Source organism: Streptomyces sp. NPDC034099 (assembly GCF_055575415.1).
On sequence record NZ_JBVISR010000005.1, the window covers coordinates 89,234 to 104,148 of the forward strand.

The window sequence follows — 14,915 nt, forward strand, 5'->3', positions numbered from 1 at the left end:
TCTGCAGGGGCCATTGGTGTACGCCACTGACGCCGCGCAGGCCGGTGGGCCGCCGCCACGAAACTCGCCGAACCCCTTGCTGACGTGGGAAATCGCCGCCATGACGGCATGATTGACGGATCGTCCGACCGCCGGGTACCACTGACCCACGCCCGGCCCCGCACCCCGCCACGCCCCGTCCTGCCCGACCGTCACAGGAGGCCGCTTTGCGAGGATCCCCCGTCGTGCCCGCCCTGGCCACCGCGGCTCTGCTGCTGCCGCTGCTCGGCGCGGCACCGTCCGCCGCCGCACCACCGGGCGCACCACCCGCCCCGGACCGCCTCCAGCGGGCGTTCGCCACCGCGGCGGCCGAGTACCACGTGCCCCAGAGCGTCCTGCTCGGCGTCTCCTACCTGCAGTCCCGCTGGGACGCGCACGGCGGCGCGCCGAGTGTGACCGGCGGCTACGGTCCGCTGCACCTCACCGACGCCCGCACCGCCCTGGCCGGGACGTCGCTCCACGGCGAGGACTCCGAGGACCCGCGCGGCGACGACGCACGCGCCGCGCTGCACCCGAAGGCCGGTGCCGCCGCGCCGTCCGCCGACCTGCCGGCCAGGCTGACCACACTGCCGAGGGCCGCCGAGCTGACCGGACTGAGCGCCGAGGCGCTGCGCACGGACCCGGCCGCGAACGTGTCCGGCGGTGCCGCGCTGCTCGCCGCCGCACAGCGGGAACTGGGTGAGCCGCTCAGTGCCGACCCGGCCCACTGGTACGCGGCGGTGGCCCGGTTCTCGGGTGCCGAGGACTCCGCGACGGCGGCGGCGTACGCGAACGACGTGTACGACATCATCCGTACAGGTGAGCGGCGCACCACGGACGCCGGCCAGCGGGTCTCCCTGGCCGCCCGCCCCGACGTGGCACCGGACGTCTCTCAGTTGGGCGACGCGGGCCTGCGCGCCGCGTCCGCGGCCGGCACGGAGTGCCCGACGTCGGTGTCCTGCGAGTGGGTCCCCGCGCCGTACGAGGAGTTCGGCGACGGCGACTACGGCAACCACGACCTGGGCAGCCGGCCGGCCTCCCAGCGCATCCGCTACATCGTCGTGCACGACACGGAGGGCACCTGGAACGGCGTCCTCAACATGGTCCAGGACCCCACCTATGTGTCCTGGAACTACACCTTGCGCTCCACCGACGGCCACATCGCCCAGCATGTGAAGGCCAAGGACGTGGCCTGGCACGCGGGCAACTGGTACGTCAACGCGGGGTCGATCGGCCTGGAGCACGAGGGCTTCCTGGCGGAACCGGACGCCTGGTACACCGAGGCGATGTACCGGTCGTCGGCGCGGCTGGTGAAGTACCTGGCGAAGAAGTACGACATCCCGCTGGACCGGCAGCACGTCCTCGGCCACGACAACGTGCCCGGCACCACCACGGCGACGATCCCGGGCATGCACACCGACCCGGGCCCGTACTGGGACTGGCGGCACTACTTCCAGCTGCTCGGCCGCCCCTTCGAGCCGACCGCCGGCAAGAAGTCCGCCCTGGTGACGATCCGCCCCGACTACGACGCCAACCGGCCCGCGTACACCGGCTGCGAGACGGCGGGAGTGCCCTGCCCGGAGCATGGCTCCAGCGAGGTGCGGCTGTACTCCGACCACGACGTGAACGCGCCGCTGATCAAGGACATCGGTCTCGGCACCACCCCCACGACCGGAGTGAACGACCTGTCCTCCCGGGTCTCCACGGGCCAGCAGTACGCGGTGGCCGACCGCTGGGGCGAATGGACGGCCATCTGGTACCTGGGTCAGAAGGCGTGGTTCCACAACCCGGCCGGGAGCCCGGCGGCGGTGCCCGCGTCGGGACGGCTGCTCACTCCGAGGAAGGGTCTGGAGAGCGTCCCGGTGTACGGGCGCGCGTACCCGGAGAAGGCCGCCTACCCGGCGGACGTGCCCGCCCAGGCGGTGTCGCCGCTGCCGTACACCCTGCCCGCCGGGCAGAAGTACGTGGTCGGTGAGAAGGTGCCCGGCGAGTACTACTACGCGGTCACCTTCGACGAGGCCTCCCACCGGGTGGTGACCGGCAAGGACCAGTACTACGAGATCCAGTACGGCCACCGGGTCGCGTACGTGCGCGCAGCCGATGTGACGGTCTCGGCCGTGCGGTAGCGCCTGGTCGGGGAGCCGGGTCTCAGCCCTGCTGGAAAAGCTCCGCCGGGAGTGGCTTCAGCAGGGCGTACAGGTCGTCGGTGATGGGGCGGTCCCAGGCGGCGATGGTCACCAGGACGCCGTCGCTGCGGTCGAACTGCACGCAGGAGATCCGGCTCTCGGAGAGCTTGAGGCGGCGCACGATGAGCAGGTTGTCGCCCTGCATCACGGGGACGTCCTCGGCACCGACGACCGTGATCTCCTCGTCGTTCTCCAGCGCGAGCAGCAGCTGGGCCACCTCGAAGGGGATCTCGCCCTCGGGGACCTCGCGGGCCGGGGAGCCGTCCGGGAGGTTGCCGATGATCATCGCGGGGCCGCGGCCGCCGAACAGGTCGTAGCGCAGGAAGACGCCCTGGCAGCTGCCGTCGGGCGCGGGCAGCAGACCGGCGCCGAGGTTGCCGGGCCAGTCGCCCGGGTCCATGGCCAGTACGTCGAAGTCGGGCCCGGCGGGTGTGGCGCTGCGGCGGCGGAGGAACGACATGCCGCAATGGTACGTGGCCGGGGGCCCCGGGCGACGTGCGGGCGGCCGCCCGGCCGGGCTACGCGGTCCGCCGGTGCCGGTCCTGGTGGCGGGCCACCCTGGCCCGGTTGCCGCAGGAGGGCTTGCACCACTCCTGACGCGGGTGCTCCTTGAGGAAGTAGCGCACGCAGCGCGGTGCGTGGCAGGCCCGCAGCCGCTGCCGGTCGGGTCCCGCGAGGAAGCCGATCACGGCCCGCGCGAGGGCGGCGGCCAGGTCGGCCCGCGTGCCCTCGGCGGGCGCGGCGCGCACGACGGGCTCGGCGGCGTCGGCCCAGGCCAGGACGGGGACCGTGGGGGTACGGGCGGCGGCCTCGTTCAGGAGCCGCAGGGCCTGGGGTACGGGCAGCAGCCGGGCGGCGTCGGCGGGGCTCGGCTCGCCGGGGCGCACGGCGAGGGCGAAGAGGGCGCGGGTGGCGGCCCGTACGTCGCGTACGGCGGCCAGGGCGGACGCGTCGGCCGCGAAGTCCGCGGCGTCGGGCAGGACGCCGGGGTGCGCGGAGACCCAGGCGGTGAGTCCGGCGGGGTCGGCCAGGTCGTCGGCGATCCCGCCGTGTCCGTCGTGCCGTACGGTCAGCGCGAGGTCGAGCGCGATCCGGGCGTCCGTGCCGGGCGAGTCCTGCATGGGGCCGATGATAGGCACGCCGCACGGGCCGGGTGTCACTCCTCCGGGGGAGCCGGTGGCACCACCGCGATGGGGGCCGCCGCGTGCAGCAGCACGGCGTGGGTGACCGAGCCCATCATGCGGGCGGGGGCCAGCAGGCGCCGGCGGTGACGGCCGACGACGACCAGGTCGGCGTCCCTGGCGGACGCGACGAGGTTTCCGGCGGCGTCGCCGGGCACGACGTGGGTGTCGGCCCGGACGTCGGGGTGGCGTCCGCGGTAGGGGGCGAGCAGGCCGTCGGCCAGGACCCGCGTCTCGCTCTCGACGGAGACCTCGTCGATCACCAGGGGCATCATCTGGCCCGCCGCGGCCCAGGTCTGCACCGGCCACGGGTAGGCGGCGACCACCTGGAGGCGGGCGCCGCGCAGCTCGGCCTCGGTGAAGGCGAAGGTCAGCGTGGCGTCGTCGGGGCTGTCCACGTGGAGGCCGACCACCACGCGCGGACCGGGTTCGGCGGGTGTCTTGCCGGGGCCCTCGCGTCCGGGGCGGGGCACCACGACGACGGGGCACTCGGCGTCGCGGGCGGCGGCCATGCCGTTGGAGCCGAGCAGCAGGCCGGTGAAGCCGCCCCTGCCGCGGGAGCCGAGGACCAGCAGCTGCGCGTCGGCGCCCAGTTCCGGCAGCAGGGCGCCCGGTACGCCTTCCATGCCCACGTACTCCGTCGGCACGGCGAAGGCCCGCCCCTGAAGGTGCGCGCGTGCCTGGTCGAGCGCCGGGTCCTCGGCGGTGTCCGGCGGGCCCGCGACGAGGACGTCGGTCTGGGCCCAGGCGGCGTACTGGCGGACGTGCACCACCCGCAGGGGTGCCTCGCGCCGGTGGGCGGCGTCGAGCGCCCAGTCCAGGGCGCGCAGGCCGTCGTCGGAACCGTCGACCGCCGCGATGACCGGCAGGGTGCTCATGGGTCCTCACCTCCGGAGTACGGACTTCCCCCCGGCGGCGGACCGAACACCCGGGTTCGGCCGGTCGGCGCACCCCGCGGCGTCTACGTGAGGTCGAACTCCCCTTCCCGCGCTCCCGACACGAACGCGCCCCACTCCGCCGGGGTGAAGATCAGGGAGGGGCTCTGCGGGCTGCCGCTGTTCCGCATGGCGATGAACCCCTCGACGAAGGCGATCTGGACATCCCCCAGGCCCCGGCTGCTGGACTGCCACTGCGCGTTGCTGAGATCCAGCTCGGGCTTGTCCCAGCCCATGAGCGGGCGCTGGTGGGTGGTGCTCTCGGCCACGTCCGTGCTCCTCCCGGTTGCGTCGTGCGCGGCCAGCCTAGCGATCGGGTCGGACCGCCGACAGGCCACGTGGGGAGTGCTTTGCGAAGAAATGCGAGGGAGGCCCGTCCGGCTCGAGGAAGGCGGCGACCCGCTGGGCGAACCACCCCGGATCGTCCAGCCACGGATAGTGCCCGGCACCGGGCTGGACGGCGAGTTCGGCGTGCGGGAACACCTCGGCCAGGCGGCCAGCGAGGTCCGGGGCGGGGCTGCCGTCGCGCTCACCGGCGAGGACGAGGACCCGGGCGGGGCAGCGGGCGAGGGCGGCGCGGGTGGCGGGCGGGTCGAAGGCCTCCGGGGACAGGTAGACGTCGCCGGCCTCGTCGTTGCTCTCCTCGTAGGCACGCGCGTCATGTTCGCGGGCCGTGTCGTCCCAGCGGCCGAAGAAGAAGGGGGCGAACGCCGGATCGAAGTCGCCGGTCCCGGCCAGCCAGGCCCGGAAGGGCCCGATGGCCTCCTCGAACCAGGGCTCGTCCGCGCGCAGGAGCGCCGCTCGGAGCCGGTCCTCGGCCGTCGGCGGCATGTCCAGGGCCCAGGGGGTGGTGGTGACCAGCACGAGGCGGGACACCCGTGCCGGGTGGCGGGCGGCGTACAGCATCGCGAGGCTGCCCCCGGCCGAGTGCGCGAGGAGGTCCACGCGTTCGAGGCCGAGGTGCTCGCGCAGTGCCTCCACGTCGTCCACGAGCCGGTCGCAGCGGTACGTCGCCGGGTCGTCGGGGACGGCGGAGTCGCCGGTGCCGCGCAGGTCGAGGAGAACCAGCCGGCGGTGTTCGGCGAGACCGCCGAGGTCGCCCAGGTAGGTGGAGGCGCGCATCGGCCCGCCCGGCAGCACGACCAGCGGGATGCCCTCGCCCCGCACGTGGAAGGCGAGGCGGGTCCCGTCGTACGCGGTGAAGGTCTGCATGGCGCCGATCCTCACCGGCCGCCGCCGCGCCGCGCAACGGAGTTGTCGGGTCAGGAGCCGGCGAAGCGGTCCCGCAGTTCCCTTTTGAGGATCTTTCCGCTGGCGTTGCGCGGCAGGGCGTCCACGAACCGCACGCGTTTGGGTGCCTTGAACGCGGTGAGCCTCTCACGGGCGTGGGCGATGAGTTCGTCCTCGGTGACCTCGCCGCGCGGGACGACGACGGCCGTGACCGCCTCGATCCACCGCTCGTCGGGCAGGCCGATCACGGCCGCCTCGGCGACGGCGTCGTGCGTGTAGAGGGCGTCCTCGACCTGGCGGGAGGCCACCAGGACGCCGCCGGAGTTGATGACGTCCTTCACGCGGTCGACGATCGTGTAGTAGCCGTCCGCGTCCCGTACGGCGAGGTCGCCGGAGTGGAACCAGCCGTCGCGGAAGGCGGCCTCGGTCTCCTCGGGCTTGTCCCAGTAGCCGTCGCACAGCTGCGGGGAGCGGTAGACGACTTCGCCGGGTGTGCCGTCGGGCACGTCCTTGCCGTCCTCGTCGACCACGCGCGCGTCGACGAACAGGACGGGGCGGCCGCAGGAGTCCATGCGGCCCTCGTGCTCGTCCGGGCCGAGGACGGTGGCGAGGGGGCCGATCTCGCTCTGGCCGAAGCAGTTGTAGAAGGCGAGGTGCGGCAGGCGGGCGCGCAGCCGCTCCAGCACGGGCACCGGCATGATCGACGCGCCGTAGTAGGCCTTGCGCAGGCCGTCCAGGTCGCGGGTGGCGAAGTCGGCGCGGTTCGCGAGGCCGATCCACACGGTCGGCGGTGCGAAGAGGCTGTCCACGCGGCCCGCTTCGATCAGGTCGAAGAGCCGGTCGCCGTCGGGCGCGTCCAGGAGGATGTTGGTCGCGCCGACCGCGAGGTAGGGCAGCAGGAAGACGTGGGTCTGCGCCGAGTGGTAGAGCGGGAGCGCGTGCGCGGGGCGGTCTCCGGCGCCGAGGTCCAGGGCGGTGATGGCGCTCACGTACTCGTGCACCAGCGCACGGTGGGTCATCATCGCGCCCTTGGGCAGCGCGGTGGTGCCGGAGGTGTAGAGCAGCTGCACCAGGTCCTCGGCCCCCGGTTCGGGGCCGTCGTACGCGGGCGCCGACGCGAGGCGGGCCAGGAGCGAGTCGTCGGTGTCGCGCAGCGGCAGGGTGCGGGTCCCGCCGGGGAGCCGGGCGGCGAGGCCGGGGTCGGCGAGGACCAGGGTGCTGCCGGACTGGCCGACGAGGTAGGCGAGGTCGTCGCCGGTGAGGTTCTGGTTGACCGGGACGTGCACCAGGCCCGCGCGGGCGCAGGCCAGGAACGCGATCAGGTAGGCGTCGGAGTTGTGGCCGTAGGCACCGACCCGGTCGCCGGGGGACAGTCCCTCGGCCCGCAGGACGCTCGCCGCGCGGGAGACCGCGGTGTCCAGCTCCTCGTAGGTCCAGGAGCGGTCGCGGTACTCCACCGCGACGCGTGCCGGGGTGCGTCGGGCGCTGCGCCGCAGCGTCCCGTCAACGGTGCTGCCGGTGCTGCCGTGTCCGGGCGTCATGACCTGATCCTCGGCCGGTGGCGGGGACGGGTCAAGCGGTGCGTCCGGCCCGCCGGCTCATCGCGTCCGCTCCGTACGCCCCATTGACACGACCCGTCACTGACAGGAAAGTTTCACTCCGCACGGCGATCCGGGAAAGATACTTTCAGCTTCGGCGGCGGGAGACTCTTCGATGGCCGGTCAGGCGACGAACGGATTCACACGGCGTCAACTGGGCGCCGGTGCCCTGGCCCTGGGGGGTGCCCTGGCCATCGCTCCGTTCGCGGCCGGGCCGGCCGAGGCCGCGTCCGGCCGGGGCCGCCGCCCCACTCTGCGGCACGGCACGGCGGAACGCGCCGGACTGCTCCCGGGCCATCTGCGTCAGCTCGTCACCGACGCCGAGACGTTCCTCGGCCCGTCGCCCGTGCACCCGTGGTACGCGGGCGCCGTGCTCCTCGCCGGGCGGGGCGGCACGGTGGCGCTGCACGAACCGATCGGCATGGCGGTCCGTTACCGGTCCTACGACGAGGCGACCGACACCGGCGTGGAGTTCCCGGCGGGTGAGCAGATCCCGATGGCCCGGGACACGGTGTTCGACCTCGCGTCGATCTCCAAGCTGTTCACCTCGATCCTCGCCGTGCAGCAGTTGGAGCGGGGCGCGCTGGAGCTGGAGGCGCCGGTCGCCTCGTACCTGCCCGACTTCGGCCGGGCGGGCAAGCAGACCGTGACGGTCCGTCATCTGCTCACGCACACCTCGGGCTTCCGGGCGTGGATCCCCCTGTACAGCGCGCCGACGTACGAGGAGAAGGTCCAGCTCGTCTACGACGAGGCGCCGGTGAACGCCCCCGGCACGGCGTACCTGTACTCGGACCTGAACATGATCTCGCTCCAGCTGGTGCTGGAGAGGGTCACGGGCCGCGCCCTGGATGTGCTGCTGCGCGACGAGATCACGAAGCCGCTCGGTCTCACCCGCACCCGCTACAACCCGCCCGCCTCCTGGCGGCCGGGGATCGCCGCCACCGAGGACGCCCGCAAGCCGTGGTCCGGCCTGGACCGCGGTCTGGTGTGGGGCGAGGTGCACGACGAGAACGCCTTCAGCCTGGGCGGCGTCGCCGGTCACGCCGGGGTGTTCTCCTCGGCGTGGGACCTCGCGGTCCTCGGCCGTACGCTGCTCAACGGCGGCGCCTACGGGCGGGCCCGCATCCTGCGGCCGGAGTCGGTGGAGCTGATGTTCACCGACTTCAACACCGACTTCCCGGGCGACGAGCACGGCCTCGGCTTCGAGCTGTACCAGCACTGGTACATGGGCGCGATGGCGACACCGCGCACGGCGGGGCACACCGGTTTCACGGGCACCTCGCTGGTGCTGGACCCGACGACCGACTCGTTCCTCGTCGTGCTCGGCAACTCCGTCCACCCGGTGCGCGGTTGGCGTTCCGGGTCGGCTCCCCGGGTGGCGGCGGGCACCAACCTGGCACGGGCGGTGCCGGTCCGTCCGGCCCACGGGCGCACGGCGTGGTTCTCGGGGACGGCGGGTTCCGTCACGGCCACGCTCACGCTGCCCGCCCTGGACACGTCGGCCGGCCGGGCCCGGCTGCGCTGCGCGCTGTGGTGGGACACCGAGCCCGGGTCGGACACCCTGGTCCTGGAGGCGTCGACCGACGGCGGCGCCGGGTGGCGGCCCGTGCCGTTCACCACCACGCGTCCCGGCGAGGCGCCCCGGGAACATCCGGAGGGCTCGGCCACCGGCTGGTCGGGGCGCGTCTGGCACCGGCTGAACGCCGGACTCCCGGCGGCGCGCGGCCTCGCCCTGCGCTGGCGGTACACGACGGACCGGCTGTACGTGGGCCGCGGGGCATACGTCGACGGGCTGCGCGTGGAGGCGGCCGGCGACGTCCTGTTCCACGACGCGCGCCCGGCGGACGCGGCACGCGTGGACACGGTGGGATGGACGGCGTCGGCCGACTAGCCGGTCCTGGTCCCGTGGGACCGGGCGGGTCACGGGGACCGGGCGGGTCCGCCAGCCGTTGAAGACGGCTTTCTGCATCGCCCCGCGCACGCGCCCTCAGCCCCCGGTGCCGTCCAGCACCGCCATCGCCGCGTTGTGTCCCGGCACCCCGCTCACCCCTCCCCCGCGCACGGCGCCCGCGCCGCACAGCAGGACGTTCGCCTGCCCGGTCTCCACTCCCCAGTGGCCGGTGCCCTCCTGGGCGTGGGGCCAGGACAGCTCGCGGTGGAAGATGTTCCCGCCGGGCAGCCGCAGGTCGCGTTCCAGGTCGAGCGGCGACCTGGCCTCGATGCAGGGCCGCCCGTCGGCGTCGGTCGCCAGGCAGTCCGCCAGGGGCTCGGCGAGGTGGGCGTCGAGCTGGGCGAGGGTCGACTTCAGCAGTTCCTCGCGTACGGCGTCGTTGTCCCGGGCGAAGAGGCGGGCCGGTGTGTGCAGGCCGAACAGGGTGAGGGTGTGCATGCCCCTGGCGGCCAGGTCGGGGGCGAGGATCGTGGGGTCGGTCAGCGAGTGGCAGTAGATCTCGGAGGGCGGCGCGTCGGGCAGCTCACCGGCGGCCGCCCGGGCGTGCGCGGCGGCCAGTTGGCCGTAGCCCTCGGCGATGTGGAAGGTTCCGGCGAAGGCCTCGCGCGGGTCGGCCTCGGGGTCGCGCAGCCGCGGAAGCCGGGTCAGCAGCATGTTCACCTTGAGCTGGGCGCCCTCGGCGGGCGGGGGCGGCGCCTGGCCCGTGAGCGCCGCCAGGTCCTGCGGGGAGGCGTTGACCAGGACGTGGCGGGCGGCGGCGACGTACTCGCCGTCGGCCGAGCGGTAGGTGACCTCGGCGGTGTGCCCGTCCGCGTCGATCCGCACCGCCTCGTGACCGGTGGCGAGCACGGCACCGGCGGCGCGGGCCGCGTCGGCCAGCGCGTCGGTGAGGGCGCCCATGCCGCCGACCGGCACGTCCCAGGCGCCGGTGCCGCCGCCGATCACGTGGTAGAGGAAGCAGCGGTTCTGGACCAGCGAGGGGTCGTGGGCGTCGGCGAAGGTGCCGATCAGCGCGTCGGTGAGGGCCACGCCCCGGACCAGGTCGTCGGCGAAGTGCTCCTCGATGGCGACCCCGACCGGCTCCTCGAACAGGGCCCGCCAGGCCGTCTCGTCGTCGACCCGGCGGCGCAGTTCGTCCCGGGTGGACAGCGGTTCGGTGAGGGTCGGGAAGACCCGCTGGGCCACGTGGCCGGTCATGGCGTAGAAGCGCTGCCATGCGGCGTACTCCCGCTCCGAACCGGTGAGCCGGGCGAAGGACTCGCGGGTGCGGCGCTCGCCCCCGCCGACGAGGAGCCCGGTGTTCCGCCCGGCGCGCTCCACGGGCGTGTACGAGGAGACGGTGCGCGCACGCACCCGGAAGTCCAGGCCGAGGTCCCGCACGATCTTCCTGGGGAGCAGGCTGACCAGGTACGAGTAGCGCGACAGCCGTGCGTCGACCCCGGCGAACGGCCGCGTGGACACGGCCGCTCCGCCGGTGTGGTCCAGCCGTTCGAGGACCAGTACGGAGCGCCCGGCCCGGGCCAGGTAGGCGGCGGCGACCAGGCCGTTGTGGCCGCCGCCGACGATGACGGCGTCAAAGGTGCGGGAGGTGCGGGGCGGGGTCGTCATGGCTCTTGGTAACACGGCCCGATCGGGGGCGGCCAGCCCGCCGTCGGGCACCGTCCGCGCTCAGCGTGCCGCCCCGCGCAGCGCCGCGACCCTGCGGTACAGGTCCACGGCCTCGGCGGCGCGGCCGAGCCTTTCCAGGCAGTGCGCCTCGTCGTCGCGGGCGACGAGGGTGTCGGGGTGGTCGGGGCCCAGGGCCCGCTCGCGGGCGGCGGCGACCAGGCGGTACTCGGTGAGGGCGGGAGACCAGCGGCCGAGCCAGCCCAGGGCGACGGCGACCTCGCGGTGGCTGACCAGGGTGTCCGGGTGGTCCGGGCCCAGGACGCGGGCGCGGACCGCGCACACCTCGCGGGCCTCGGCCAGGGCCTCCTCCCAGCGGCCCAGCCTGCCGAGGTTGACGCCCAGGCCGTGCCGGGCGCGCAGGGTCTCGGGGTGCTCGGGTCCCTGGGCGCGGGCGCGGTCGTCGATCAGCTCCCGGTACACGGCCAGCGCTTCGGCGCAGCGGCCGAGGCGGCCCAGGGCGACGCCCGTCTCGTAGCGGGCGGCGAGCGTGTCGGGGTGGTCGGGGCCGAGGGCTCGCGCGCGGGCGCCGGCGACGTCGCGGTAGGTCGCCAGGGCCTCCTGCCAGCGGTCCAGCCGCCCGAGTTCGTAGGCCACCTCGTAGCGGGTGACGAGGGTGTCGGGGTGGTCGGGGCCGAGCACGCGGGCCCGGGCCGCCGCCACCTCGCGGGCCGTCCGGTGGGCGTCCTCGGTGCGGCCGAGCCGCCCGAGGTTGAAGGCCAGGTTGTGCCGGCAGCGCAGGGTGTCGGGATGGTCGGCCCCCATGGTGCGCTCGCGGGCTGTCAGGACCGATGTGTACACCTTGTGGGCGTCGGTGTGGCGGCCCAGTCGGCCCAGGGTGTAGGCCATCTCCTGACGGACGGCGAGGGTGTCGGCGTGATCGGCTCCCAGCGTCCTGATCCTGGCCTCGGCGACGCCCTTGTACGCGCGCAGCGCCTCGGCGGGGTGACCGGTGCGGCCGAGGGTGAAGGCGGCCTCGTAGCGGCTGGCGAGCGTGTCGGGGTGGTCGGGGCCCAGCAGGCGCTCGCGCTCGGCGGCGACCGCGCGGTGTATCCCGCCGGCCTCCTCCCAGCGGCCGAGCCGGCCCAGGCTCAGTCCCGTCCGGTGGCGCGCGGCCAGCCCGGCGACGGTCTCGGGCGCCGGGTCCGGCGGCTCGCCCGGGGCGTCCTCGGTGGTGCGGGCGCCGACGGGCCGGTCACCGGCGGGCCGCGGGAGCCACGCGCCGGACAGGCCCGCCCCGGGGTCCGGGGGCGTGGCGCGCAGGGCGGTGCCGGTCGCCTTGTGGCCGGTGGTCATGCCGCGGGTCCAGGACGGCAGCGCGGTGCGGACCCCGACCGGCTGGGGCGTCCGCGGCCGGGTGGTCGCCAGGGCCGGCACCGGCGCGGGTGCCGCGCGTCCGGCGGTGATCCGGCGGCCCAGTTCGCGGGCGTCGTCCGGGCGCTGCTCGGGCCGCTTGGCCAGCAGGTCCAGGATGATCCGTTCCAGGTAGCCGGGCAGTTCGGCGCGGCGGGTCCGGGGCGGTGCGGGCTCGGTGTCGCGGTGGCCGACGAGGATCGCCCAGGCGTCGTCGAGGTCGAACGGCGGGACGCCGGTGGCGATCTCGTAGAGCACGCAGCCCAGGGAGTACAGGTCGCTGCGCCGGTCGACCTCGTCGCCGCCGATCTGTTCGGGCGACATGTAGTGCGGGGTGCCCATGGCGATGCCGGTGCCGGTCAGCCGGGCGGTGAAGCCCCCGTCGTGTCCGAGCCGGGCGATGCCGAAGTCGCAGATCTTCACGGTGCCGTCGGCGGTCCGCACGATGTTCGCGGGCTTGAGGTCGCGGTGGACGATGCCCTGCTCGTGGGTGTAGGCGAGCGCGGAGGCGACCTGTTCGGCGATGTCGACGACGTCGGCGACCGGCAGCGGATGGCCCTTGTTCTTCTCCAGGAGCCGGCTCAGGTCGTTCCCCTCCAGCAGTTCCATGACGAGGAAGAGCACGCCGTCCCACTCGCCGAAGTCGTGGACGACGGTCACGCCGCGGTGCTGGAGCGCGGCGGCCACCCGGGCCTCGCGCCGGAATCTCTCCCGCAGGACGCGGGTGAGGGAGTGGTCGTGCCGCGTGCCCAGTGGTTTGAGGCACTTGACGGCTATGCGGCGGCCCAGTGACTCGTCCCGCGCCCGCCACACCTCACCCATGCCACCGCGCCCGATCCTTTCGAGCAGCCGGTACCGGCCCTGGATCAGCGTGTCGTCCCCCATGACTTCGCCCCGCCCCCGTGGTTCAGTCCGCCGCGCCCTCCCCTGGCCGGTCCAGTATGGCCGCTTGTCGTCCGATTTTGTATGGCGCCGGGCGCGCGGCCGGACCGAGCCGTGCCATGGCGCGCAGGATGTGTTTGGGCGGCAGCTGCCAGCGCAGACGTGCCGGAACCCGGCGCAGCAGGGTGCCTGTGGCCCGCAGTCGGCGGGTGACGGTCGCGGGCGGGGGCGCGGGCCGGCCGTAGAGCTCGTGCGCGTAAGGCGGTAGTGAGTCGTACGCGAGTGAGGCGACCCGCCGCCACAGCAGCTCGCGGGCGGGGACCAGGAGGGGGTGGACGGGCGGGCGGAGCAGGAAGTCGTCCACCTCGTGCGCCTCCGCTCCCGCTTCGAGTTCGGGCCGTACCCGCGCGAAGTAGGCGGCCAGTTCGGCCCGGTTCCCGGGTACGGAGGCGGGGTCGAGGCCGACGAGACGGGCGCTGTGCCGGTGTTCGGCGAGGTAGCGGTCGGCGTGGGCGTCGGTGAGCGGGAATCCGGAGCGGCGCAGGACGTGCAGGTAGGAGCCGATCTCGGCGCAGTGCACCCACAGCAGCAGGGCGGGCTCGTCGACGCCGTAGCGCTCCCCCGTCTCCGGGTCCGTGGCGCCGAGCATGCGGTGGATCTTCCGTACCCGGGCCCCGGCCCGCTCGGCGGCCTCGGTGGTGCCGTACGTCGTGGTGCCGACGAAGCCCGCGGTGCGCATCAGGCGGCCCCAGGCGTCGCGCCGGAAGTCGCTGTTCTGCATCACGCCGCGCACGGCGCGCGGGTGCAGGGCCTGGAGGTAGAGGGCGCGGACGCCGGCCACCCACATCATCGGGTCGCCGTGCGCCTGCCAGGTCACGGAGCTCGGACCGAAAAGTCCCGGGTCGCCGTCCGTCGCCGCCATACGGGCAGGCTAACGCGTCGCGCCGCGTGCTCCCAGGGCCTCAGCGCAGGGTGGCGAGGAACTCTCCGCAGGCGCGGGCGCAGTCGCGGCAGGCCCGCGCGCTCTCCTCGGCGCCCGGGTGGCCGTCGAAGACGTGCGCGCTCTCCAGGCACACCTGGCGGCACCACTCCAGCTGGGCGCGGATGGCGGACTCGTCCACCTGGTTCTGTTCGGACAGCACCCGGCAGGTCGCGTCGCAGACCTCCGCGCACATGATGCCCCTGCGCCGTACGAGTTCCTGGTTCTCGGTCCCGTCCGGGTCCACGAGGCTCGCCCGCAGGGCGCAGGCCCGGGCGCACTCGGTGCACGCCTGGGCGCAGGCGAAGCGGTCCTCGAGGAAGCGGAACAGTTCCTGCTGGGAAGTCGTCGTCGATGTCACACCGCGCGGGTTGCCGCCGGTTGCCGCGCCAAACCGCCGGACCCGCTGTTTCCCAGGGGTCCGGACCGTCGCGGTCGCGGTGAGCTGGTTGGTCGCGCGGGCCGGGGGTACCCGCGCTCCATGACCAACGCATGGATGGATCTGGCCGCGAGCGGCTCCGGCGGTTTTCCCGTCTGGCTGATCGTCGCGGCCGTGGTGGTGGTGGCCGTACTGATCGGCGCGTTCGCCTTCGGCAGTCGGCAGAAGCGCCGGGAGTCGCCGCCCCCGCGTCCCGAGGAACAGCCCCGTATGCCCGACGACGGTCCCGTCCACGAGGAGCGGGAGCGTCGGGAGCCGAACGAGATGCCGCGGAGCGACGAACGCACGCTGCCGCACGAGATGGGGCACCAGGGCAGCCGTACCGCCTCCGACCAGGAGCGGCCCCGCTGGGACGAGGGCAGCAGCGGCTCCTTCGGCAGCGGCGGCCCGGGCGGACGCTGACCGTGTCGCACGGCACTCCGGGACGAGTGGGGCAAGCCGAGGGTGACCGTACCTAGTCGGAGCGTAGTTTCCGGCACCGGCCGTGGGGAACCCATG

General features: G+C 74.3%; 13 protein-coding genes. 3 read left to right on the plus strand and 10 right to left on the minus strand.

Features of this window, described 5'->3' with window-relative positions:
* Positions 1-206: 206 nt before the first annotated feature.
* A complete protein-coding gene (locus tag ACZ56V_RS16160) occupies positions 207-2,144 on the plus strand; it encodes an N-acetylmuramoyl-L-alanine amidase (protein ID WP_468942799.1) in 1,938 nt (645 codons plus the stop codon).
* A 22-nt stretch (positions 2,145-2,166) separates the two neighbouring features.
* Here the strand turns inward: ACZ56V_RS16160 and ACZ56V_RS16165 are convergent, their stop codons facing one another.
* From ACZ56V_RS16165 to ACZ56V_RS16190, 6 genes are all read right to left on the minus strand, one after another.
* Positions 2,167-2,664 carry a hypothetical protein gene (locus ACZ56V_RS16165; protein WP_003971896.1) on the minus strand — a complete coding sequence of 166 codons (498 nt, stop codon included), beginning with the start codon at positions 2,662-2,664 and terminating at the stop codon, positions 2,167-2,169.
* A gap of 58 nt (positions 2,665-2,722) precedes the next feature.
* Complete coding sequence (locus ACZ56V_RS16170; protein ID WP_398910265.1) at positions 2,723-3,325, minus strand: CGNR zinc finger domain-containing protein; 603 nt, start codon at positions 3,323-3,325, stop codon at positions 2,723-2,725.
* Between the two features lie 35 nt (positions 3,326-3,360).
* A complete protein-coding gene (locus ACZ56V_RS16175) occupies positions 3,361-4,263 on the minus strand; it encodes a universal stress protein (RefSeq protein ID WP_468942803.1) in 903 nt (300 codons plus the stop codon).
* A gap of 83 nt (positions 4,264-4,346) precedes the next feature.
* Positions 4,347-4,589 carry a DUF397 domain-containing protein gene (locus ACZ56V_RS16180; RefSeq protein WP_030182473.1) on the minus strand — a complete coding sequence of 81 codons (243 nt, stop codon included), beginning with the start codon at positions 4,587-4,589 and terminating at the stop codon, positions 4,347-4,349.
* 37 nt (positions 4,590-4,626) lie between these two features.
* The gene (locus ACZ56V_RS16185) at positions 4,627-5,532 is read right to left on the minus strand and encodes an alpha/beta fold hydrolase (protein ID WP_468942806.1); all 906 of its coding nucleotides are present in this window, start codon (positions 5,530-5,532) and stop codon (positions 4,627-4,629) included.
* 50 nt (positions 5,533-5,582) lie between these two features.
* Positions 5,583-7,091 carry an acyl-CoA synthetase gene (locus ACZ56V_RS16190; RefSeq protein WP_468942809.1) on the minus strand — a complete coding sequence of 503 codons (1,509 nt, stop codon included), beginning with the start codon at positions 7,089-7,091 and terminating at the stop codon, positions 5,583-5,585.
* 172 nt (positions 7,092-7,263) lie between these two features.
* Here ACZ56V_RS16190 and ACZ56V_RS16195 point away from each other — a divergent pair, with 172 nt between their 5' ends.
* Complete coding sequence (locus ACZ56V_RS16195; RefSeq protein WP_468942812.1) at positions 7,264-9,039, plus strand: serine hydrolase domain-containing protein; 1,776 nt, start codon at positions 7,264-7,266, stop codon at positions 9,037-9,039.
* A gap of 96 nt (positions 9,040-9,135) precedes the next feature.
* Here the strand turns inward: ACZ56V_RS16195 and ACZ56V_RS16200 are convergent, their stop codons facing one another.
* From ACZ56V_RS16200 to ACZ56V_RS16215, 4 genes are read right to left on the minus strand one after another with little or no spacing between them, the layout of a single operon-like run.
* The gene (locus ACZ56V_RS16200; RefSeq protein WP_468942814.1) at positions 9,136-10,707 is read right to left on the minus strand and encodes a phytoene desaturase family protein; all 1,572 of its coding nucleotides are present in this window, start codon (positions 10,705-10,707) and stop codon (positions 9,136-9,138) included.
* Between the two features lie 60 nt (positions 10,708-10,767).
* Complete coding sequence (locus ACZ56V_RS16205) at positions 10,768-13,002, minus strand: serine/threonine-protein kinase (protein WP_468942817.1); 2,235 nt, start codon at positions 13,000-13,002, stop codon at positions 10,768-10,770.
* 22 nt (positions 13,003-13,024) lie between these two features.
* A complete protein-coding gene (locus ACZ56V_RS16210; RefSeq protein WP_468942819.1) occupies positions 13,025-13,921 on the minus strand; it encodes an oxygenase MpaB family protein in 897 nt (298 codons plus the stop codon).
* Positions 13,922-13,961: 40 nt separating this feature from the next.
* On the minus strand, positions 13,962-14,339 hold the full coding sequence (locus ACZ56V_RS16215; protein WP_030182460.1) for a four-helix bundle copper-binding protein: 378 nt from the start codon (positions 14,337-14,339) through the stop codon (positions 13,962-13,964).
* Positions 14,340-14,459: 120 nt separating this feature from the next.
* Between ACZ56V_RS16215 and ACZ56V_RS16220 the strand changes: the two genes are divergently transcribed.
* Positions 14,460-14,819, plus strand: a complete 360-nt coding sequence (locus ACZ56V_RS16220) for a DUF6479 family protein (protein ID WP_356364561.1) — start codon at positions 14,460-14,462, stop codon at positions 14,817-14,819.
* Positions 14,820-14,915: the final 96 nt, after the last annotated feature.